General features: G+C 68.4%; 19 protein-coding genes and 2 pseudogenes. 12 read left to right on the top strand and 9 right to left on the bottom strand.

Going from position 1 to position 21,171, the window contains the following annotated elements; all coding sequences use genetic code 11:
• Positions 1-199 precede the first annotated feature (199 nt).
• Positions 200-2,044 (top strand): APC family permease, encoded by a 1,845-nt coding sequence (locus AC07DI_RS36040; protein WP_478909039.1) that lies wholly within the window; start codon positions 200-202, stop codon positions 2,042-2,044.
• Positions 2,045-2,062: 18 nt separating this feature from the next.
• Here the strand turns inward: AC07DI_RS36040 and AC07DI_RS36035 are convergent, their stop codons facing one another.
• The gene (locus AC07DI_RS36035) at positions 2,063-4,042 is read right to left on the bottom strand and encodes an APC family permease (protein WP_478909057.1); all 1,980 of its coding nucleotides are present in this window, start codon (positions 4,040-4,042) and stop codon (positions 2,063-2,065) included.
• 271 nt (positions 4,043-4,313) lie between these two features.
• On the opposite strand from AC07DI_RS36035, the gene AC07DI_RS36030 reads away from it, so the two are divergent.
• Positions 4,314-4,727, top strand: a complete 414-nt coding sequence (locus AC07DI_RS36030) for a hypothetical protein (protein WP_478909038.1) — start codon at positions 4,314-4,316, stop codon at positions 4,725-4,727.
• A 127-nt stretch (positions 4,728-4,854) separates the two neighbouring features.
• Here AC07DI_RS36030 and AC07DI_RS36025 read toward each other — a convergent pair whose 3' ends face one another.
• The 3 genes from AC07DI_RS36025 to AC07DI_RS36015 all read right to left on the bottom strand — a co-directional run bounded on the left by AC07DI_RS36025 (position 4,855) and on the right by AC07DI_RS36015 (position 6,749).
• Positions 4,855-5,025 carry a hypothetical protein gene (locus AC07DI_RS36025; protein ID WP_478909037.1) on the bottom strand — a complete coding sequence of 57 codons (171 nt, stop codon included), beginning with the start codon at positions 5,023-5,025 and terminating at the stop codon, positions 4,855-4,857.
• A 191-nt stretch (positions 5,026-5,216) separates the two neighbouring features.
• On the bottom strand, positions 5,217-5,858 hold the full coding sequence (locus AC07DI_RS36020) for a nucleotidyltransferase domain-containing protein (protein ID WP_478909035.1): 642 nt from the start codon (positions 5,856-5,858) through the stop codon (positions 5,217-5,219).
• Between the two features lie 387 nt (positions 5,859-6,245).
• Positions 6,246-6,749 carry a GNAT family N-acetyltransferase gene (locus tag AC07DI_RS36015; protein ID WP_478909033.1) on the bottom strand — a complete coding sequence of 168 codons (504 nt, stop codon included), beginning with the start codon at positions 6,747-6,749 and terminating at the stop codon, positions 6,246-6,248.
• Positions 6,750-6,937: 188 nt separating this feature from the next.
• Here AC07DI_RS36015 and AC07DI_RS36010 point away from each other — a divergent pair, with 188 nt between their 5' ends.
• Complete coding sequence (locus AC07DI_RS36010) at positions 6,938-7,147, top strand: hypothetical protein (RefSeq protein ID WP_478909031.1); 210 nt, start codon at positions 6,938-6,940, stop codon at positions 7,145-7,147.
• Positions 7,148-7,169: 22 nt separating this feature from the next.
• Here AC07DI_RS36010 and AC07DI_RS36005 read toward each other — a convergent pair whose 3' ends face one another.
• Positions 7,170-7,784 (bottom strand): Lsr2 family DNA-binding protein, encoded by a 615-nt coding sequence (locus AC07DI_RS36005; protein WP_478909029.1) that lies wholly within the window; start codon positions 7,782-7,784, stop codon positions 7,170-7,172.
• A gap of 347 nt (positions 7,785-8,131) precedes the next feature.
• Here AC07DI_RS36005 and AC07DI_RS36000 point away from each other — a divergent pair, with 347 nt between their 5' ends.
• Positions 8,132-8,770 (top strand): hypothetical protein, encoded by a 639-nt coding sequence (locus tag AC07DI_RS36000; protein ID WP_478909027.1) that lies wholly within the window; start codon positions 8,132-8,134, stop codon positions 8,768-8,770.
• Positions 8,771-8,885: 115 nt separating this feature from the next.
• On the opposite strand, the gene AC07DI_RS35995 is transcribed toward AC07DI_RS36000, so the two are convergent.
• Positions 8,886-9,173 carry a hypothetical protein gene (locus AC07DI_RS35995; RefSeq protein WP_478909025.1) on the bottom strand — a complete coding sequence of 96 codons (288 nt, stop codon included), beginning with the start codon at positions 9,171-9,173 and terminating at the stop codon, positions 8,886-8,888.
• 186 nt (positions 9,174-9,359) lie between these two features.
• Complete coding sequence (locus tag AC07DI_RS35990) at positions 9,360-10,334, bottom strand: helix-turn-helix transcriptional regulator (RefSeq protein ID WP_478909023.1); 975 nt, start codon at positions 10,332-10,334, stop codon at positions 9,360-9,362.
• A gap of 139 nt (positions 10,335-10,473) precedes the next feature.
• On the opposite strand from AC07DI_RS35990, the gene AC07DI_RS35985 reads away from it, so the two are divergent.
• From AC07DI_RS35985 to AC07DI_RS35955, 7 genes and pseudogenes are all read left to right on the top strand, one after another.
• Positions 10,474-10,869 carry a RidA family protein gene (locus AC07DI_RS35985; RefSeq protein WP_478909022.1) on the top strand — a complete coding sequence of 132 codons (396 nt, stop codon included), beginning with the start codon at positions 10,474-10,476 and terminating at the stop codon, positions 10,867-10,869.
• 452 nt (positions 10,870-11,321) lie between these two features.
• Positions 11,322-11,495 (top strand): annotated as a pseudogene (locus AC07DI_RS35980) (pirin family protein); the annotation flags it as partial.
• A gap of 38 nt (positions 11,496-11,533) precedes the next feature.
• Entirely contained in the window at positions 11,534-11,875 is a 342-nt protein-coding gene (locus AC07DI_RS35975) for a GNAT family N-acetyltransferase (protein WP_478909020.1), read from the top strand.
• A 30-nt stretch (positions 11,876-11,905) separates the two neighbouring features.
• Positions 11,906-14,791 carry an AAA family ATPase gene (locus AC07DI_RS35970; RefSeq protein WP_478909019.1) on the top strand — a complete coding sequence of 962 codons (2,886 nt, stop codon included), beginning with the start codon at positions 11,906-11,908 and terminating at the stop codon, positions 14,789-14,791.
• 325 nt (positions 14,792-15,116) lie between these two features.
• A complete protein-coding gene (locus AC07DI_RS35965; protein ID WP_478909017.1) occupies positions 15,117-15,380 on the top strand; it encodes a hypothetical protein in 264 nt (87 codons plus the stop codon).
• Positions 15,381-16,183: 803 nt separating this feature from the next.
• Entirely contained in the window at positions 16,184-16,411 is a 228-nt protein-coding gene (locus AC07DI_RS35960) for a hypothetical protein (RefSeq protein ID WP_478909015.1), read from the top strand.
• A gap of 319 nt (positions 16,412-16,730) precedes the next feature.
• A pseudogene (locus tag AC07DI_RS35955) lies at positions 16,731-17,318 on the top strand (transposase); the annotation flags it as partial.
• Positions 17,319-18,508: 1,190 nt separating this feature from the next.
• On the opposite strand, the gene AC07DI_RS35950 reads toward AC07DI_RS35955, so the two are convergent.
• Entirely contained in the window at positions 18,509-18,733 is a 225-nt protein-coding gene (locus tag AC07DI_RS35950) for a hypothetical protein (RefSeq protein WP_478909013.1), read from the bottom strand.
• A gap of 11 nt (positions 18,734-18,744) precedes the next feature.
• A complete protein-coding gene (locus AC07DI_RS35945) occupies positions 18,745-19,182 on the bottom strand; it encodes an MFS transporter (RefSeq protein WP_478909011.1) in 438 nt (145 codons plus the stop codon).
• 324 nt (positions 19,183-19,506) lie between these two features.
• On the opposite strand from AC07DI_RS35945, the gene AC07DI_RS35940 reads away from it, so the two are divergent.
• A complete protein-coding gene (locus AC07DI_RS35940; RefSeq protein WP_478909010.1) occupies positions 19,507-20,985 on the top strand; it encodes an MFS transporter in 1,479 nt (492 codons plus the stop codon).
• Positions 20,986-21,171: the final 186 nt, after the last annotated feature.

Here is a 21,171-nt window from a genome sequence, read left to right as displayed (position 1 = left end):
AGGCTTGTTGGCCCGCTCCGCCCCGCGTCTGCGCCTCAGCTCGGCGAACCTGTCATCGACGGCCAGCCGGCATCGGCAGCGTGGCATCAAGGGGACGTAACGACTCTGCCGCATGGCGTCAAGGAGGCGGAAAGACGGTTCGGAGACGGCCGGTTCGGACCGCAGGCTGAGCGGACCAGTCTTGAAAGGGATCAATCCGATGGCCGTCCTGACCACCTCGAATGCTGCCGCTCCGAGCGCCGAGGAACCTCCTGATCCGGGCGCCCGGCACCGGCTGACCGCCGTCACCGGCCTCGCCGCGCTCTCCCTGGACGCGATGGCCTCCGTGGCGTACGGGCCTGAGGCCATCGTCCTGGTCCTGGCTGCCGCGGGTGCCCATGGTCTTGGCTTCACCCTGCCCGTCACGCTCGCGATAGCCGGCCTGCTGGCTGTCCTGGTCGCCTCCTACCGGCAGGTGATCGTGGCGTTCCCCGACGGGGGAGGCTCTTACGCTGTCGCCAAGGCACACCTCGGCCGCCGTACGAGCCTGGTCGCCGCCGGTTCGCTGGTCCTGGACTACGTGTTGAACGTGGCCGTGGCAGTGACGGCCGGTGTGGCCGCCCTGACCTCGGCCTTCCCCGGGCTGTACGGAGACCGGCTGTGGATCTGCCTCGCCGTCCTGGTTCTGATCACCGCTGTGAACCTGAGAGGGATCGTCGACTCCGCTCGCGTGTTCATCGTTCCCACAGCGATCTTCATCGGCGCGATCCTCGTACTGGTCGTTGTCGGCTTGTTCCGGGATGCCCCCGTGTCCACCGCGGCCTCCTCCGGCCATGCCTCCGTGCTCGCGGACAACGCCACCACCGTTGGCGCTCTCCTGCTGCTCAAGGCGTTCGCCTCCGGCTGTTCGGCGCTCACGGGAGTGGAGGCGATCGCGAACGCGGTGCCCTCGTTCCGTGCCCCGGCAGCCAGGCGGGCGATGCGTGCGGAGGTGGCGCTGGGTGGTCTCCTCGGCGTGATGCTGATCGGCCTGTCGGTGCTGATCTCCCGCTTCGGTCTCCAGCCTGTCGAGGGCGTCACCGTCCTCGCTCAGCTCGCCGACGCCTCCTTCGGCCACGCCTGGGGCTTCTACGTGGTGCAGTTCGCGACGGTGGTGCTGTTGGCGCTCTCGGCGAACACGTCGTTCGGCGGTCTGCCGGTCCTGCTGAAGCTGCTGGCCCGCGACAACTACCTGCCGCACGTCTTCGGGCTGAAGGCGGACCGCCAGGTGCACCGGCACGGTGTGGTGTGGCTGGCCGTGGTCTCGGCGGTTCTTCTGGTGTTCTCCGGCGGTGACACCAACACGCTCGTGCCGCTCTTCGCGATCGGTGTCTTCGTCGGGTTCACGATCGCCCAGACCGGCATGGTGCTGCACTGGCGCGGGGAGCGTGGACCCCGCTGGGTGGGCAAGGCTCTGCTCAACGGCCTGGGCGCGCTGCTGACCGGGGTATCCGCGATCGTCGTCACGGCCACCAAGTTCCATGACGGGGCATGGCTGATCGTCATCGCCCTGCCGCTGCTCGTCGCCCTCTTCGAGCAAGTCCACCGGACGTACGGACGCATCGGTGAGCGTCTCGGCATCGGCCGCATTCCGGAGCCCCCGCGCCAGCAGCGCTCCCTCGTCCTGGTTCCGGTCTCTTCCCTGACCCGTCTGACCAGCGAGGCACTGACCGCCGCCGTCTCCCTGGGCGACGAAGTACGGGCAGTGACGGTGTGTCACGCCGACGCGGAGGACCGGGCGGCGACCGAGGCGCTGGAGCGCGACTGGGCGTTGTGGGACCCGGGGGTGGAACTCGTCCGCCTGCCGTCCGAGCGCCGTACGCTGGGCCGCCCCATCACCGCGTACGTCCGGGCCCTGGCCGAGACCGAGCCCGGCACCCGCGTCACCGTCCTCATCGCCGAGACGGAACCGGAGCGGCTGTGGCAGCGCCTGCTGCAGAACCAGCGCGGCGCGGTTGTCGCCCACGCCGTACGGCGCGACACCGACGCGGTCATCTGCCGGCTGAGGTTCCGCATCGCCCGGTAGCCGCCCGGTACTCGCCCGTCAGCCGACGTGGACGCGGGGGCGCCGGTCGGGGTCGGTCTCGTGTTCGCGGAGGATCTCGCGTGTGACCGGGGCCGTGTCGCCGCGACCGAGGAGGAAGTAGCGGAACATGTGCTTCAGGGGGCTGCCTTCGGCCCAGGCGAAGTAGCAGTGCGGTTGAACGCCCGTGGCGTCGCGCAGGGCCAGGAGGATCGCGGCGATGGCGTTGGGGGCGGCCGGGGCCTCGGCGCGCAGGATCCGGTAACCGTGGACCTCGACTCCATGGACGGAGAGGGCCTCGCTGAAGTCGGAGGGATCCACCACGTCGATCTCCAGGAACAGCACGTCGGCCCGGCCGGGGACCGGGTTGTTCCCGCGCTGCTCGCGCTCCTTGTCGCTGTACTCGGCACTGTCGCCGGCCTGGCGGCGATTGGCGATGATGTTGATCGCGTTGTCGTGGGCGAGAGTTTCGGTGATGAAACGGCGGGCGGCTTCGTCGAAGATGATGCGGTCTGCGCGAAGCTCGGTGGTGCGGGACACACGGGAGACCAGCGAGACGAAGATGATGCCGACGATGAAGAAGCCGGAGATGGTGATGCCGTGCGGCTTGTCGACGATGTTGTAGACCAGGGCGTAGAGAAGGACGAGGGTGAGCAGCGCGAAGCCGACGGCCATCGGCCGGCGGCCGCCGCGGGCAACGGAGATGGTCACCGCGAAGGCGCCGGAGACCATCATGGCCAGGATGCCGGTGGCGTACGCGCCTGCCTGGGCGTCCACGTCCGCGTCGAAGGCGATGGTGATGAGGACGCACAGGGCGGTGTAGACGATCACTACGGGCCGTACCGCGCGGCCCCACTCGGGGGCCATCCCGTAATCGGGCAGATAGCGGGGGACGATGTTGATCAGTCCCGCCATGGCGGAGGCTCCGGCGAACCAGAGGATCAGGATCGTGCTGATGTCGTAGACAGTGCCGAACGCCTCTCCGACGTGCTCGTGGGCCAGCCAGGCCAGGGCGCGGCCGTTGGCGGCGCCGCCGGGCCGGAACTCCTTCTCGGGAATGAGGACGGTGGTGACGAAGCTGGCGGCCAGCAGGTAGACACTCATGATCAGGGCGGCGGTGGTCAGCAGCTTGCGGGCGTTGCGGATCCGGGACCGCAGCCGCTCCCCGTCGTCAGCGCCGTCCGCGGACACCAGCGGCATCATGCTCACCCCGGTCTCGAAACCGGACAACCCCAGTACGAGCAGCGGGAACGCGAGGAGCGCCGGCGTCACCATGTCGCCGAAGCCGGCGCCGCCCCCGGCGAGGGCATCCGTCCAGGCCGAGAACGCCCCGGCAGTGGTGAAGACGTGGACCAGGCCGACGGCGATGACGACCGCGTTGAGCGCCAGGAAGAGCGCGACCAGCGGAATGGCCACGCTTACGGCCTCGTTGAAGCCGAGCAGGAACACCCCGCCGAGGACCAGCAGCAGTACCACCGTAAGGGCCACCTCGTGACCGTGCAGGGCCTCGGGGAAGAAGGGGTTCTCGACCACGTGCACCGAGGCGTCCGCGGTCGACAGGGTGATGGTGATGATCCACGACGTGGCCACGAAGCCGAGCAGGACCAGCACGAACAACTTGCCCCACCAGAACGGCAGCAGATCCTCCAGCATCGCCACGGAACCGGCTCCGTTCGGGCTCTCCTTCGCCACGCGCCGGTACATGGGCAGCATGCCCAGCAAGGTCAGGGCCACGATCAGCAGCGTCGCCAACGGCGAACTGGCACCGGCGGCGAGCGCGGCGATGGCCGGGACGTAGGCGAGGCTGGAGAAGTAGTCGACACCGGTCAGGCACATCACCTTCCACCAGGCGTGCGGCTCGGAGTGTCCCTCGCCGGCCGCCGGCCCGACGGGCTGCACCTGGTGGCGCAGCATCCAGCGGGCCAGGCGGCCGGTCGGCTGTGCCCGAAGGGCGGGGTTTTCCACTACTTCGGGCACGGCTGGGCCGTTCACGTTCTTCATGTCCCCCATCAATGTCTCCTCGCTCCGCGCGCACCGGTAGGCAATACCGCAGTGACACCCTGATGACGATCACCGAGTATGCGGCCTGCCTGTAGTACCCCGGTGGCCGCGCTGTACGTGTCGGCACACCGGCAGAGGCCGGCCGTCCACGGCGGGGCTGCCGCGCCGGGCTACGGCCGAAGGATGATTTCGATGGCGAAAGCAGCCTTGAGCAAGCACACGCCGATACCGAGCAGCCACATGACGTCAAGAACCGCGCCGAGCGCGATCAATGGCCACCGCCGACATCCACTGGCGGGCCTCCCTCGGACCGGTCCCTGAACGCCTCAACGCGTTTCTCGCCCAGGCCACGACGACCGTCCGCGCCCACTTCGGCGGGAAGGACACCTACGCCTCCGGTCCCTGGGAGCCTGTCGACTGGGCCCCGTTCGACCTGGTGGGCGTCGACGCCTACCGAACTGCGCAGAACGCCGACACCTTCCGCACCCACCTGCGCGAGTTCTTCTCCCACGGCAAGCCCGTGGTCATGACCGAGTACGGAACCTGTGCCTACCGCGGTGCGGGCGACCTGGGCGGTCTGGCCTGGCAACCACCGCAGAGAGCGACGCCGGACGAGGACGAGCAAGTGCGCTACCTCAACGAGCTGCTCGACATCTTCGAGGAGGAAGGCGTCGACACGCCATGAGCACCAGACATCTACGGCCGAACCTCCGATCCGACTGACGTCATGTTCCGGAACGTCGCAGGCTCTCTCCCGCCAGATGAGGCACTCAGCCACAGCGACAGGGAGGCAAAAGCTCCCCGATGCGGCACTAGCTCAATCCCGAACCGTTGAAGACGGAACGGCTGGTCGTGCTCCAGCCCGTCGTCCGGAGCAGTGTCAGACCGTGCGCGCCCGCGTCGACGAGCAGCGACATCCCGAGCAGGAGGGTCGCGCACCCGATCGCGTAGCGAGCCGCTCCCAGCCATGCCGGGTCGTACACGATGTCCGGGGGAGAGCCCGCCGGGGGACACGGAAGCGGGGCCGTACCTCCCAACCCGCACCTGCTGGTGACGACGGCACCGCCGTCCGCTACGTTCACACCGCGCGCCCCGACAAGGCGCTGCCCCTGATCCGCCGAGCCGGGCGGCGCTGGGCAGCCAACCTCAGTTGAGCGAGCGCACCAGTAGCCAGCTACAGATCCGCAATCCAGGGATGCCCCGGGTGTACGCAGTCGAGTAGCTCGGCCAGGGTCTCGCGCTGAGCTGGGGACAGGTGGGGGAGGGTCGCATCGAAGTCTGATTGATCTTTTCGCCGGGCGTGCTTGGCCTTGAAGAGCAGGACCAGTTCGGGCGCCAGATACGGGATGCCGTCTTGAGTGTGCTGGATGATGTCGCTGTAGGGAAGCCGGATCCTCTCATCGCGTCGGCAAATCCAGGTGTCGCCGTCGTGCGGTTCGCGGAACACGTCGAGCAAGTAGTTGCCGGTGGCCGGATCGCGGAGCCAAGTCTGATGTACGGCGGCCAGCACCTCCGTTGTGGCGTCCTCCCAGATCCGGCCACTGCCTGCCGCGTCGAAGACGTATCCGGGGAAGCGGTAGCGGACCTCGGGAAAGCTCGCGGCCGGAATCGCGATCTCGATGTCCCCATGAGCGCGCGTCTGCCGCCCGCGGAACAGGTCCAGCGCCCAGCCCGCGGCCACGTACCAGGGCGTGCCGATCCCGGCCAACTGGTGCGCGACCTCACTCGGGGTCCAGCAGGAAGACCACCTGGCGTGGAGGGCTTCGATCTCGCCGGGTGACAGTCCGATGCCGCCGCTGGGCAGTTGCTCGCTCACCGCAGGAATCTATCAGCGGTCTTGAAGAGGGCCCCAGGCCACGATCGATGAACCAGGCCAGCGGAATCTGGGGCCCAGACGGTGCATGCCCCCAACCCGTGCGCGCTGCCACCGAGAACGCCGGCCAACGAGCGAGTTTCCCTTCCCGCGGAACCGAGATTCTGTGAACCTGCGCGCTTCAGCCCACGAAGTGCAGCGGGCATGCAGCTTCTGAAGTCAACATGCTCGGGCACGTACAACAAAGACACCAGGGCCTTCAGCACTCGGAATGGGATCGCACCCTGAGCTACCTGAAGGCCCTGCTTTCACGCTCCGAAACCACCGCAGCCACCCGACCGAGACTCCCGTTCGATCGACAGCCCTCGAGATAGGTACGGGCAACGCTGCCTAAGTGGCGGGATGCTCGGGCAGGGCGAGCCAGTCCGACCAGGAAATCTCGCGGCCGAGGAAGCGTGGCTGCTCGAACGGCCAGTCGGCGGCGATCCACTGCGGTACCAGCGCGTCGAGGGCCTGCTCGACCTTGCTGCCCACCAGCTCGTCCACCACCCACCAGGAGATTTCGCCGTCCGCGCCAGCCTTCTCCGGCGGGTCGATGTAGACACAGCCGAGCAGGGCTGTCTCCGCCGCATCGAACAGCGCGTAGTTGAAGGACTGGTGCGCGGCGATCTCCTTCTCGTGCCGCAACAGGTCGGCCTGGTCGGCCTCGTAGGTCATGGTGGCCGCGGGCCAGCCCCAGGCCGGGCCGAAGATGGTCCACAGCCTCTCGCGCGAACCCATCACAGCCGGATAGTCGAGCGGAGTGTCCGCCTCCCGGATCGGTCGCAGGTGGTGGTTGCCACTCGGCAGCGGTACCAGGACGGGGTGAACGAAGTCATCGGGAAGCCAGCTCATAGCGCCCGACCGTAGCAGCGCGCGGCCGCCCGCTCCGGCATAAGCAGCGCGGCCGCCCGCTCCGGCATAGCTGCCACCGTCACCGACCTCGGCTTCTTCCACGATGGCTGGTCGTCGACGCACTTCCGCACGATCAAGTTGAGTGGTCACCGAAGAATTGGCAGTTGTGCGACCCCCAGCGGCCGACCATGGCCGACCACGCTCGTGTCCGGTGGGCCGGGTCGGCGGCGCTGGGAGCTAAGCTCGACTGGGAGGACTACAAGGCCAGGCACGCGGTCGAGTGCGGCATCAACCGCAACCGCCTCAAGAGGCACTGGGCCGTTGCCAAGAGGTACGACAAGCGCGCAGTCCGCTACGAGGCGACGACCTTCATCGCCGCGATCAACCACTGGCTGTAACCGGCACCTTCAGACCCGGCGCTCACCGTGATGCTTCGTATGCCTCGCGTATGGCTGCGGGGATACGACCGCGGTCATTGACGAGGTAGCCGTTCGCACGAGCCCAGAGACGTACGCGTTCATCCTCAGGACGCGGATCGAGTCCAGTGTTCCTGTCAGCTCCGCTGCGGTCACCCGAAGAAGCCTCCGCAAGCTGGTCAGCCGCATCCTGAAAGAAGGCGAACAACGAGGTGTACGCGCTGCCTTCAGGGGACGATCCCTCACTCCAAGACCCCACCGTTCCGGTGCTCATGTTCATGAACTTCCCGTAGACACCGTCGCGCTCCGAGACGATCGGCACCCACTCCCTGCGCCAGGACCGGTAGTCAGTGTCTCTGGACGGTGTCATTTCCTCCATGGCCATCTTGTTGCGGTAGACGCGTTCGACGTCTACGAGGCCCAGAAGAAGTCTGCCACTCGGGATGACTCCGGGGCGCCCCAGCGCCACAAGACCCGCTCCGGCATGAGGCTGCCGACCTGCATCGATGTCGTGAGTCAGAAGCCACTGCCGCAGCTGCTCTGGCGGCCTTAGGCCCATGCGCAGTTCGGCCTCGCAGATGGCCGCCTGACTCCCCCTGCCGCCGAGAGCTGCGAACACATTCGGGGCATGATGTTCAAGCCGCCCGGTCACCCGGTCCCAGGTCTGCCGTGCGTCTCCTGCCCTCTGATGGCGCACGGGCAGACCGTGACGACCCCCACGTGCACGCCGAGCATCCTTGCCAACGCCCGCGAGCCGACCGCACCTACACCATGCCCTTGAGGGGGAGGTTGCGCCTTTGCGTGTTCATAGGTGGCCTCGAAGCCGTACGCTTCACAATTCCACGTGGGTTACTGATGTCGCGGGTGCGGGAAGCCAGCCATCGTGATGCGCGCAGGACATCCCAGATTGAGGGCTTAGCCCCAACGCCAAGCTGTTGCAATTTACCTGATGGAAGGTCACCGAACATGTCGAACGCCCAGCCGGTAGTCACCGGAGTCCAGGCCGAATATGCCGCCCGCGTCGCCGCGCACCTGGACGCCAACCAGAAGGAGCAGCAACGCCTTAAGACTGAGTTGGCTGCACTGCAGGAGCAGTTGCAGGCACTTGAAAGCGACCACACGGTCCTGCTCAACGTACAGAAGGCCCTCGGTACTTCCGAGGCGTCTGCGGGCGCCGGTGAGAACGACCCGGTCCGCAAGAAGAAGGTGCCGGCCCCCAGGGGCGGCGCGCGGAAGTCTGGTGTCGTCCAGGCGACGAGTGCCGCAGCCACCGGTAACAAGGACCAGGCGGCTAAGAACGCCAAGAACGTACCCAAGGCTCGGAAGAAGTCCGCTCAGCCGGCATCGGGGCCGACGCTGGTCGAATTGATCAGCAACCACCTTGGCCAGCAGAGCGAGCCTCGCTCCGCCGCCGAGATCACCGCCGCCCTGGCCCAGGCCAATCCCGGTCGGAACATCAAGGCCGCCGTCGTGCGCACCACGGCAGAGAACCTGGTCGCCAAGGGCCGGGCCGAGCGCACCAAGCAGGGTTCGGCGGTCTTCTACACCACAGCTTCCCCGGCCGAGTCGGCCGCCGTACAGCACTCAGAGGCGCCCAGCAGCTGAGCCTGCAGACCTGAGTCCCGGCCCCCCGGGCCAACCCGTCGGGGGCATCAGGCCGAGTCGAGCACTGTTCCAGGCATTCCCCTGTGTTCGTAGCGGATCCAGGGTAGGTGCGCGCCTAGAGAACGTCAGCGAGTGTCAGGGCAAGGGCCAGCAGCCCGAAGGCTGCCGGTGTCACCGCGAAGACGGCCAACAGCGGCAGGAAGCCGAGGAGCCCCGGGCGGATTTTGCGGCCGACCCGGATACGGCCATGGGGGCGGGTCAGTTCCGTTTGCAGGCCGAGGCGTTCAGCGGCGCGGCCCGATACGACCACTCCGGCTCGGGGCGCTCGCGACATCAGCGCCCGACGAACGAGTGCGTCGACGGTGTTGTCGCCGCCCTTCAGCCTGTTCAGGATGAGCCGCACGCCGTGAGTATCGGTCAGGAACAGCCGATCGTCCCCGGCCGCGCCGCCCTGGCGCCTTCACGGGCGGCGCGGCAGAGCGTACCCGGAGCTCCCCTTTCCCTTGCGAGTTCGTCGACGGCGACCCTTCCGTCAAGGTCGTGCGCCTGGAAGAGGAAGCTTCACGATCCGGAGCGGGACACGGGTCGCTCAATCGGGCGGCCCATAGCGGGCAGCGACCGCGGCGGCGCGGTTGCACAGGGAGGTGCGCAGCCATTGCGGGGCCAGGACCTCCGCGTCGGTGGCGTACTGCCACAGGGCCCACTCGGCATGTCGCGCATCTTGGAAGATCACGTCCAGCCGCAGCCAGCCGTCCGCGTCGGCTTCCTCCGCGCAGACGGCCAAGGCGGTGCCGACCAAGTGCTCCCGTCGCTTCGGGTCCACCCGTACCAGCACGGCGACCTTGTCGCTGCCAGTCCGGAACCGCGCGTTGCGTTCCTGCCAGGCCCGGTCCAGGTCAACGGAGTACGGCCGCTGCGCGGGTTCGTCAAGTTCCTCGGCGGTCAGTACTCGGGACAGGCGATAGGTGCGATCCTCGCCATCTCTCTTGGCCAGCAGATACCCCTGTTCGCGTACGGTGACCAGGCCGATCGGGTCCACCGTGCGCCACTTCGGGGCCTGTCCCACCGCCGCATACTGAATGCGCAACTTGTGTCCGGAGAGCACCGCACACCGGACCTCGGCCACGATGGCGTCAGGCACTTCCTCGGCCGCTGCGGGGCGTGAGAGGAGGTCTTTCTCCGGGTCGATGAGTAGTCGCTGCGCCGCATCGGCTGCGGTGTCCCGAAGCCCCTCGGGCAACGCGTCGACCACCTTGAGCATGGCCGAGGCGAGGGCCGAACCGAGGCCGAACAGCTGCGCTCCGCGCCGCGACCCGGCCACGAGCAGGGCGAGCGCCTCGTCGTGGTTCAGCCCGGTGAGCGCTGTCTGGAAGTCGGGTAAGAGTGCGAACCCGCCGTGCCGACCGCGCTCGGCATAGACCGGGACGCCTGCCGCGGACAGTGCCTCTATGTCGCGCAGCACCGTGCGGATGGATACCCCCAGCTCACCGGCCAGTGTCTCCGCGGTCATCTGACCGCGCTGACGCAGCAGGAGCACCAGAGAAACCAACCGGTCGGCGCGCATACGAAAACCCTAACCAAATACATGACCAAGGGTGTCATGTATTGCTGGAAGGCTCCTTTGTGCGACGTCGAAGCCCGGCGGATGCCGCGCTGTTGGGCGTACGCACTTCAGTGAACCGAATGGACGGAGCGAGTCGCTAATGGAACGTAACGCGGTCAACCCGGTGACATGGTCGGTCGAGATGGGCTTCAACCAGGGTGAGGTCGTTTCCGGGCACTCGCGGACCCTGTACATCTCGGGGCAGACCGCGATGAGCAAAGAAGGCAAGCCCGAACACGACGGTGACATGGGGGCGCAGCTGGCGCTGAGCATCGACAACATCGAGGCGGTGCTCGCCGAGGCCGGCATGACCCTCTCGAACCTCGTCCGGCTCAATGTCTACACGACCGACGTCGACTTGCTCTTCCAGCACTACGGCGCGCTGGCGGGCCGCCTCGGCGCGGCCAAGGTCGCGCCGACCACCACCATGCTCGGCGTGACCCGCCTGGCGATCCCCGGCCAGATGGTCGAGCTTGAGGGCACCGCCGTCGAATGAGGTGAGTCCACATCCTCCGCTGCCCGCGCCGGACCACGGACGCGGGCAGCGGTGGATCTGGTGAATGTGGTGGATTCCGAGGGCCTTTGCGGTCCCCGTGCTACCTCTCCTCTCCGTGGATGGCACGGCGGATCTTGATGAGGCGCTCGCGCAGGACGCGCTCCCACCGTGCTGCGTGGGGCGGTAGCAGTTCTGAGGCCCGGAGGAAGCCGTCCATCACCTTGTGGTCGAAAGCGTCCATCCGCCGGCTTCCCAGTGCGAAGGAGATGTGGTGCTCCAGCAGGGAGCCCAGGTGCCGCAGCGAGGAGTCCTCCAGGTGTCGCTGGCTCTCCCCCCACTCCGCCGCAGTGTCGGTCTCGAACCTCGACGCAAGGGCCTGTCTGCTAGACGGTCTGCTGATCGTCCGAGAGCGGGGGCGCCTCTGACCTGCGCAAAGGAGCCAAGTACTGTCTGTGTGGTGGAATTTCATCGGCCGCAGTCACGAGGACATCGTCGAGGCCGGACAGACGCGGGAAGCGACGTCCGACCGCTTCGGCGAGGTCGAGGGCTGCCCCGGCGCCCGCCTCCCCGCGCCCGCCTTTCCCAACACCACCATCGCCCCGCGTAAGAACCCGGCGCGTACCTGACGCTGTTCTCCGACGCTTTTCTGAAAGGCAGTATGACGATGACGCAGCCCGAAACGCCCCCGACCGTCCGGCGTGTGGACGCCAGGCACCGCTACGAGATCCTCGTCGACGGCGAGAGCGCTGGCTTCACCGCCTACCGCGACCGCGACGACCGGCGCGTGTTCTTCCACACCGAGATCGACGACGCCCACGCCGGGCAGGGCCTGGCCTCGATCCTCGTACAGGAGGCACTGGAGGACGTGCGGAGCGCGGGCCTGCGCGCCGTACCCGTCTGCCCCTACGTGGCGAAGTTCCTCAAGAAGCACGAGGAGTTCGCCGACCTCACCGAGCCAGTGACCCCCGAGGTCCTGGAGTGGCTGGACGGTGTGCTGAAGCGCTGAGCACTGAGCGCTGACGGCAGGGGTGGGGCCATGAGCGAGGGAAGCACGACCGGGACCGGGAATGGGACCGGGGCCGGAGCAGGCCTCGGCGTACCGGAGCTGACGGGACGCGACACGCAACGCGCGGTCATCGACGCGGCCCTGGCCGGCATCGCCGCCACCGGGGCGTCCGTCATCCTGCGCGGCGACCCCGGCACGGGACGGACGGCCCTGCTGGGAGCGGCCGAGGTGACGGCCCGCCGGACCGGTCTGCGGGTGCTGCGGATGACCGGCGCCGAGGCCGAGTCGGAGCTGCCGTTCGCCGCCCTGCACCAGGTCCTCTGGCCCCTCCTCGACGACTCCGACGGTCTCTCCGAACACCAGCGGCACGCCCTGGAAAGCGCATTGGGCGTGCGCGAGAGCGTCCCGCCCCAAGGGTTCACGGTCGCGGGAGCCGCCCTCACCCTGCTTGCCCACGCCGCCGCACGCCAGCCACTGGTCGTACTCCTGGACGATCTGCAGTGGGCCGACCCGTCCAGCGTCGCCGTGTTCGAGTACGTACAACGGCACTTGGTCCCGCTGCCGGTGGTTGCCATCGCGGCGACCCGGCACACCGTGACCGCGACCGGCCGCGACCGGCCCGCCGACCGTGAGGAGCACGACGCCACTGCCTGCCCGGCGGGGCAGGTGATCGACCTGCCGCCGCTGGACGCGCCGCAGGCCGAACTGCTGCTGCGCACCCTGCACCCGTCACTGCCCGAGGGGGTGCGCCGCAGAGTTCTGCGGGCGGCCGCGGGGAACCCGCTCGCTCTGCACGAACTCCCCGAGCAGGTGAGGCGACTGGCCGCCGACCGTGCCGAATCCCTCGCGAGCCCCGCCCCACCACAGATGCCCGAGCCGTTCGACACACTGCCCGTCGGGGAACGCCTCGGGCGGCTGTACGAGGACAGACTGCGCGCCCTGCCCGACGCCGCCCGCAACCTCCTTCTCGTCGCGGCCCTCGGCGACGCCTCCACCCGGCACCGCAGCGTGCTGCGGACCCTGGCGGACGCCGCGGGCCCGCCCTGGCACCGGATCGAGGAGCACATCGAACGCTCCGGGCTCGCGCACATCGACCCGGAGCGAGAACTCCTGGAGTTCCATCACCCCCTGGTGCGCGCCGGGCTGGCGCACCTCGCGTCCCCGGCCGAGCTCCGCGCCGCCCACCGGCTGCTCGCCGACGCCCTGCCCGAGAGGGATTCGCGGCGGACCCTGCACCTCGCGGCCGCCGCTCTCGGCGCCGACGCCGAACTGGCCGCACGGCTGCACGCCGAGGCCGACAGCATGTCCGCCCAGGGCGGAGACGCCGAGGCGACGGTACTGATGGCGCGCGCGGCCGGACTCAGCCCCGATCGCACGACCAGGACCACCCGTCTCGTCGCGGCGGCGGCCCTGGCCGTACGCGCCGGTCGCCCACACCTGGCGGCGCAACACATCGCCGAGGCCAAGGCCGCGGCACGGCCGGGCAAGCCCGAACCCGCCGCCCCGTACGCCTTCGCCGTCGCCTGCACCCGGCTTCAGCTCGACGCCGACCCGCGTCCAGCCATCGAGCTGCTGCCCGCCGTCCTGGACGCACCGGCCCCGCCGGACGCCGCGGACCAGCACGCCGCCCTCATCGGACCGATACTCTTCCTCCTTCTCCTCGCGGCCGCCCTCACCGGGGACGAGCGGGCGTGGGACGCCATCGACCGGCACGTGACGCATCCCGCCGCGCCCACCGGGGCGGAGCTCTGCCGACAGGCCTGGTCAGGCCCCCGCCCAGCCGTCCACGAGGTGCCGCGGCGGCTGCGTGAGACCGTCGCGGCCCTGCCCGCGGACCGCGAGACCACCGAGGCATGGCTGCTGCTCTGGACGGCCGCGGCCGTCGACTCCCTCGGCGAGCACTGCGCGCTCTGGAGCGCGTTCGCACGCCGCCACGCGTACGCCACCCAGACCTTCACCGACAGCCTCCGGGCCCACGACGACTTGCTGCACGGCAACTGGGACACCGCCCTGGCCGCCTCCCGCGCCGGCGCGCGGACCTCCGCGGCACACGGCTACGCGCTGGCCGAGACGCTGTTCCTGCAGACCACAGGACACATCCTCGCCGCCCGCGGGGACCAGGCAGGGCTCGCCGCGCTCGAACCGGTCCTCGGCGCCCGCGCGGGAGAACGCCGTCTGCGCCTGGTCACCGATGCGCTGCACGGGATGCGGACGCTGTGCGCGCTCGGCCACGGGCACGCCGAGGAGGCGTGGCGCCACGCCTGCGCCCTCACTCCGCCCGGTGCGCTCACGGACCGCGGCCCGTGGCAGCATCTCTCGCTCGTCGACCGGGTGCAGGCCGCCGTCGACAGCGGGCGGACCGAGGAGGCCCGGCGCCATCTGCGGGTGGTCCACTCGGCCGGCCTCGCCCGTATCTCGGCCCACCACACCTTTCTGGTGACCGTCGCCGAGGCCATCGCCGCCGCCGACGACGAGGCGGACGAACGGTACGCGGCCGTGTACGCCCAGCGGAATGCGGAGACCTGGCCCTTCCCACTCGCCAGGGCCCGCCTGGCGCACGCCGTGTGGCTGCGCCGGCAGCACCGACCCGAGGAGGCGAGCGCGCACAGCCGTGCCGCGCTCACCGCGTTCACCCGTCTGGACGCCGCGCCCTGGGCCGCGCGGGCCTCCCGCGAACTCGCCGCGGCCGACGCGGACATCGAGGCGGCCGACCGGGCAGCCGGGGGCCACCCCCTGCTCACGGCACAGGAGACACGGATTGCCCGGCTCGCGGCCCAAGGGCTCACCAACCGCCAGATCGGCGCGCGCCTCTCGCTTTCCCCGCGGACGATCGGCGCGCACCTCTACCGGATCTTTCCCAAGCTCGGGATCACCACCCGAGCCGGTATCGCGCGGGCTTTGGAAGCCTCTGAGTAGCTCGGGGAACCTCTGCCAGTCGGCACCGGCGAGCAGCCCTGTCCGCGGTCGCCCATGCCAATTGCGCGTCTGCCGACGCGCCTCGTGCCGCCCCCCCGCTTTCGTCGCCAGACTGGAACAGCGGAACGTTCTTGATGGCCCGTAGAACGATGCCCCGAAGGCGAGTGGCAGCCGCGATTGGTGGACGCCCGCACCGTACGCCTCGGGTGCGTCGGCGAGACCGCGGTACAGAGCTTTGCCCAGGCTCCGCCCCGTGATCCCCGACAGCGTCAGCCACTCAGCTTGAGATTCAACCTGATGGGCAGTTCGCGCTTACCGTAGGCGCGTGCACCATATCGATACCGAAGTCCTTAGGTGGGAGCTCATCGGTTGGGACGGCGACGAGCCGGCCGTTCATGTCACTGGCCTTACCCGAGTCGAGATCCTGAGTATCAGGGACCTGTTCCCCGGTCGCGACGACGACCTTCTTGCGACCGCGGTGTATGAGGTTCCGCCCGTGCTGCACTCGGCAATGCGGAGTGCCGTCCCGCACCTGGAGTTCCGTGAGGGTCTTGAGTACCAGATCGGTGGTTTCCGCCTATCAGCCTGAGCTTGTCGATCCGCCAACGCGTCGGGGCTTCGAGCCGACCGACCTCGCGGAGCTGCGCCGTGGTCACCGCGGCGACGTCGGCGCCGGGCTGGAGGCGGACCGCCTCCAGCACCTCTCCAAGAGGTACGGTCCCCACTCGGGGTCAGAGAGATCAACATGGGGAACGGCCGGCGTGACAGCCGCGAGTACGTCGTGTCGGCGACCGAGCGGAGCTGGGGTCCGGGTGGCAGGGATCTCCTGCAACCAGGTGACGTCGTCGGGCAGGCGCAGGAGGATCACGTCCCAGCTCATGAGGGCCTTGCTGAGAGGACTTGAGTATCGGTTACTGCCGGCTGCTGTCGGTACGGATACGGCGAATCCATGGCAGGGAGCCTGCAGCATTCAGCTCGGGAGGCACGGCCAATGACGCCGGAGATGTCCCTGATGTCGAGCGCCTGGTCGCGGGCTTCCTGGACCAGTGCCCAGAGCTGCTCCCTGTTCATGGCCGTGAGCATGCCATGACGCACTGACACTGGCCTTCGGCAACGGTGACTGTCAGGGGACACGGCTGCCGTCCTGACTTAGTGCCTGTCTCTGAACCTTCGGGTGCGGGGTCGGTAGCCGTGCAAGCTGGCCGGGATCGGACTTATGCCCCCTGGGCGAAGCCCCCGAGGATGGCCGGAAGTCTTCGAGCGGGGGAACTGATGAGGCGTCCGACAATCGCTGTGCCCGCGGTCGGCCTGCTGCTGGCTCTGACGGCCTGCTAGTCGGGGGCGACGTCCGGCAAGGTCCAGGGCGCCGACGCCGAGTTGGCCTGTGCGGCCGTGAGCCGGCTGCCGGAACGGATGCCCGATACCGGCGGCGGGCAGGCATTCGACGTCGCGGTGGCCCGCCTCGTCGGCGCCGAGGAACTGGCCAGGGCGGCCGCCCTGGCGGACGCCAAGTTCCAGCCGCTGGCCGACGCCCTGAGGGAGGCCCAGCAGCTGCTCAACGTGACCTCCGACGCCCAAAGGGCCGAACCCGCCATCAAGAAGGCCCGGACGTACTGCTGAGTGCCTGTTTCTGAGCCCTCGAACTCTGCGGGGTCGGTAGCCTGGCGGCCCCACCCCGACACCTGGACGGATTTTCATGATCATGTGGCTTCCCCGGGGGCGCACGCGGCTCTCCTGGTGAGCGGATGCAGGCCGAAGGTCCTGGAAAACCAAGGACTTTCGGCGGAAGCCCGCGGAGCTGGATCTCCATAAGGTCTTGACCGGCCGTCAGAAGAGGTCGCGGCGGCAGCTGCAGATGTGGCGTCGCCTGGAGGGTGCGGGAGAGCCATCGGGCTCGCTGAAACTGCGTTCCTCTTGGCCTTCGGACGACTGCCGCTCCCGGCTCCTCCGTGCCGACCAGCTGGCCGAGGCCGCCTTCGAGGCGGCCGAGCGACAGCACACCAGCCTGCCGGGCGAGAGACTGACCGCCCAGATGGTGCACACACTGGCGGCGGAGGTGATGAGCCTCAACCAGCAGGTCGCTGAGATCGACAAGCTCATCGAGGCCCCGTTTCGCGAGCACCACGACTTCGAAGTGAACACCAGCATGCCCGGCCTGGACATCATCCTCGGCGCCGAGTTCCTGGCCGCCACCGGCGGTGACATGAGCGTCTTCGGCACTCCCGACCGGCTCGCCGGCTTCGGCGGCGTCGCCCCAGCACCGCGAGATTCCGGGAAGATCAGCGGCAATCTACGGCGCCCCCAGCGATACAACCGCAGGCTCCAACGCGTCTTCTACACGAGCACCTTGTTCAGCATCCGAACGTGCGAGGAGTCCCGTCGGTTCTACGATCGCAAACGAGCCGAGGGCAAGCGTCACACCCAGGCCGTCCTCGCTCTCACCCGACGCCGTGTGAACGTCCTCTGGGCCCTTCTGCGCGACGGACGGTGCTACGAACTCACGCCGCCGGCCGTCCTCGCGGCTTGACAGACCGCATTAGGAATCATTGCGGCAGGTCAGTGTCCGGTGATCTCTCGCAGCGAAGGTCGAGCGTTGTTACCGAAGATTTGTAGGAACTGCGGGACGAATGGCTCGTCGTCCGGCAAAACTGCGAACAGCACGGTCTGTGTGACCTGTTGCACCTGTACCGCTCCTTCACGCCGAACGAGAAGTACGCCGCCTTCATCGAGGTGAGAAGAAGGGCCTGCGGGAAGTTCGCCACGACGCCCACGACATCTCCCGGATTCGGATACGCAACCACCACGGCCAGGGCCAGTGGATCGAAGCGACCTGGAAGCCGTGGTCGCTGTTCACGGAGCTGACGGCGGGGTGTTCTCCGGGATGAGAAGCGTGCTGGTTTCGGCGTGGGGAACGTGGGATGTCAGAGCGGCGGATCCGGATATGGGTGGGGATCGATGCGGGCAAGGGCCATCACTGGGCGGCGCCCGGCCCGAGGTTCTCCCCGAGGCACAGCCGTCCAGCCGCCTCACGCCGGGCCCTTTCGACAACCCTCCGCACCGGGGACGCCCTGCGGAGTCCTGACAACCCTCCGCAGGGCCCGAGATCTACGCAGGGACCATGGCCGGGTAGTTGTTGTCCACGTCCACCCAGTGGCCGGGAACCGCGCACCACACGGTCGAGGTGCCCGATCTGCTCCCGCTCACGGTGTTGCCGTAGTGCGTGTAGGGCTGCGGAGCGCCGAGGCACACGATTCTGGCCCGCCAGTTGGTCCCTGTCCCGCTGTTGCACTGGAAACGCCAGCCGGCATGTCCGGCACTTCCCGTGACGGGCCCACCGTTACAGCTCAGGGCGCCGGCCGGGGCGGCCGACGCGGCAGGAACAGCAAGAGCGACCAAGCCGCTTGAGGCCAGGGCAAGTGACGCGGCAGTGGCGGCAATACGTCGGTGCAGGCGCATGGGCGTTCTCCCTCGGGAAACCGTGTTGCGGTCGCGGCGATCTTGCCACGCGCCAACTCCGATTAATCGAACAAAACAAGTCAACTTTCTCCAGGCGCTGATCTTCTCATCCTGAGTGCCAGGCGATCTCGCTGCTATGAACGGGGCGACGGAACGATCAGAAGCTGCGCCTCGTCACGAAACCCGGTCACCACCGGCCATTACTTTCACGTCGCAGGACAAGAAGAGCTCACTTGACCTTCGCTGAGAATCACTCAACTTTCACTGCGACAGGTCATTGGCAAACGTCGCGACGGCCTGGCAGCTCCGGGCGGTGGTCCGCAGGCGGAAGGCAGCGCAGGCGCAATCGGCCCGCACCTCTACGCCTGCTTCGGTCCCGAGACTCGCGGCGGCGGAGCCCTGCGCGCTGTCGTGCGGAGAGACGGTACTGTCCATCTGCTTCCAGACCGGGAAGATCAACGGGCACAGCGTGGCGAGCAGATACACACCGCCAACCTTCAGCAGCGTGCAGGGCGGGCCGATCGAATCCACGGGGAAGCCCGCAGCCAGTGCGCCCAGCGGAGTGACAGATGGACCGCGGCCGTCGACGCGCTCAACACGCGGCTGCGCAGTTCTTCCGGCACCGTCTCATACGTCACTGTGGCCATGGTGGGGTTGGGCACACCGAAGGCGAGACCCTCAACCGCCATGGTCACGGCCAGCGGCGCGAAGGTGTTGGTGAAGGCGGTGACCACAAAGCGCGGCAGGCCCCCGATCAGAATGGCGATCGTGAACACTGGCCACCGCCGAAAGCGGCTGCCCACCGCCCCAAAGGCCGGCGCCTCTCCAGCCGCAGCCGCCAGAATCGTCCCGAGAGCCTGTTCGGAAGCCTGACGGGTTGGGCCTCCGGCAGTGGTCTGTCGGCTCCTGGGTGGCGGGGGTGCGGTCCTACGCATTCTGATGTGCGAAGGGCCCCGAGATGTCATATGATGGTCAGGCCTTTTCGTCGGAGGTCTCGGCGACCGAAGTTCCTGTTCCTTACGTATCGATCTTGAGGTGACGACCTATTAACCAGGCCATGTAGCCGTCCGCGTTCCCCACGTGCTGTTCTGTCGCACGTGTCCGGGGGCGGACGTCGCGCTGGCCTGAGTTGCGTCACCCTCCCCGTAGTTCTCTTTCCCGGGTGCAGCTCTGCCGTCTGCCCCGGGTTTCGTGTTTTCCGGCCCCGGTGCGGCTGTCGGCAGGGCTTCCCGATTCCTTTGGATCAGGAGTTTCCCGTCGTGTCTTCCTCCGCGCTCGGCAACGAGCCGAAGCACACCACCCAGCCCCCGACCCAGTCCACGCCTGGACTGTCGAAGATGGGCCTGGCTGCCTGGATCGCCCTCTTGGTGCTCCTGGGCGCCGAACTGATGGACATGATCGACCAGTCGGTCGTCCTGACCGCCCTGCCCGCAATACAGGAGTCCACTGGCGCCGGACCGGACGCGGTGCAGTGGCTGACCACCGGCTACTCACTGCCCATCGCCGTCGGGCTGATCACCGGCGGACGTCTCGGCGACCTTTACGGCCGGCGCAAGATCCTCCTCATCGGCACCGTCGTGTTCACCACGGCCTCGCTGCTGTGCGGCCTTGCTGCCGGGCCAGGCATGCTGATCGGAGCCCGTACCCTCCAGGGCGTGGGAGTGGCCATCATGATCCCGCAGATCCTGGCCACCCTCCATGTCACCTTCGAGGGGCAGAACCGCAGCAAGGTGTTCGGTCTGTACGGGGCCATCATGTCGCTCGCCAACGTCCTGGGTCCGGTGATGGGCGGTCTGCTGACCGAGGCGGACCTGTTCGGGCTGTCCTGGCGGCCGGTCTTCCTGGTCAACGTCCCCGTCGGCCTCGCCGTGGTCCGCCTGGGCCGCAGGTTCATCCCCGAGTCGACCGTGAAGAAGGCCGACCGGCTCGACCTGACCGGCATGCTGCTGTCCGCGCCGGCCATCGTCCTGATCGTCTTTCCGCTCACCGAGGGGCATCTCCATCACTGGCCGCTGTGGTGCTTCGCTCTGCTTGCCGCCGGGCTTCTCGTGCTCGGTGTCTTCCTGCGCCACCAGCAGCGCAAGCAGGGCAACGCCCCGCTCGTGGCCCTGTCTCTCTTCCGGAGTCGACAGTTCTCCGGCGGCATGGCGGCGCAGCTGATGCATGGTCTTCTGTGCGGGCTGTTCTTCATGACCTGGACGCTCTACCTCCAGCGCGGCCTGGGCATGAGCCCATTCCATGCGGCCCTGGCCTTTGTGCTGCTCTCCCTCGGAGAGCTGGGCGGTGCGACGGTTGTGGCGAAGAGCGGCGGGCGCTTCGCCCGCCGGTTGCCCCAGGCCGGAGCCCTCATCACCCTGGCCTCGATGTCTGCCTACGGGCTCCAGATTGACGCGGGCCAGGCGGACCTGACCCTGCTGACGATGACCGCTCCGGTGGTTTTGATCGGCTTCGGCCTCGGCATGGTCGGCGGCCCGCTCGCCGACATGGCGCTGGCCAGGGTTCCGCACGAGGACGCCGGGTCGGCCTCGGGCCTGTTCAATACCGTCATGCACCTGGGCATCGCCCTCGGTACCGCGCTGACCGCCCTGGTGTTCTTCGCGACCACCGGCGGCTCGCTTGACGCAGGGCTCAACCGTGACGCGTTCATCGGCGTGCTCTGGTGGGTCGGCAGCCTCCTCTCCCTGATGTGGGCCCTGCTGTTCTGCCTGCCCAAGCAAGCAAACGACCAGGCCGATTGAGTCACCCGCCAGGCCCCGGCCACGATGTCGGTCGGGGCCTGGCCCCAGCCCCTTGTTTCCTCGTTCTCGCAGTCTTCGGCGGCACAGGGGTTGATGAAGGGACCGCAAGCCAGGACCGCGCCGCTGGCACGCTGCTGCACAGGCCGCGGCCCCGGAGGTAGACGTCGGTCCTTGGTCCTTGAAGGG

Source organism: Streptomyces sp. NPDC044106, from assembly GCF_056433985.1.
This window is presented reverse-complemented; position numbering and strand designations above follow the sequence as displayed.

Bases quoted from the DNA above. Each gene is read 5' to 3' on its own strand.
- AC07DI_RS35990 (WP_478909023.1), bottom strand. From the start codon at position 10,334: ATGCGCGCCGACCGGTTGGTTTCTCTGGTGCTCCTGCTGCGTCAGCGC.
- AC07DI_RS36000 (WP_478909027.1), top strand. From the start codon at position 8,132: ATGTCGAACGCCCAGCCGGTAGTCACCGGAGTCCAGGCCGAATATGCC.
- AC07DI_RS36010 (WP_478909031.1), top strand. From the start codon at position 6,938: ATGGCCGACCACGCTCGTGTCCGGTGGGCCGGGTCGGCGGCGCTGGGA.
- AC07DI_RS36015 (WP_478909033.1), bottom strand. From the start codon at position 6,749: ATGAGCTGGCTTCCCGATGACTTCGTTCACCCCGTCCTGGTACCGCTG.
- AC07DI_RS36030 (WP_478909038.1), top strand. From the start codon at position 4,314: ATGGCCACCGCCGACATCCACTGGCGGGCCTCCCTCGGACCGGTCCCT.
- AC07DI_RS36035 (WP_478909057.1), bottom strand. From the start codon at position 4,042: ATGAAGAACGTGAACGGCCCAGCCGTGCCCGAAGTAGTGGAAAACCCC.
- AC07DI_RS36040 (WP_478909039.1), top strand. From the start codon at position 200: ATGGCCGTCCTGACCACCTCGAATGCTGCCGCTCCGAGCGCCGAGGAA.
- AC07DI_RS35985 (WP_478909022.1), top strand. From the start codon at position 10,474: ATGGAACGTAACGCGGTCAACCCGGTGACATGGTCGGTCGAGATGGGC.
- AC07DI_RS35970 (WP_478909019.1), top strand. From the start codon at position 11,906: ATGAGCGAGGGAAGCACGACCGGGACCGGGAATGGGACCGGGGCCGGA.
- AC07DI_RS35975 (WP_478909020.1), top strand. From the start codon at position 11,534: ATGACGCAGCCCGAAACGCCCCCGACCGTCCGGCGTGTGGACGCCAGG.
- AC07DI_RS35945 (WP_478909011.1), bottom strand. From the start codon at position 19,182: ATGCGTAGGACCGCACCCCCGCCACCCAGGAGCCGACAGACCACTGCC.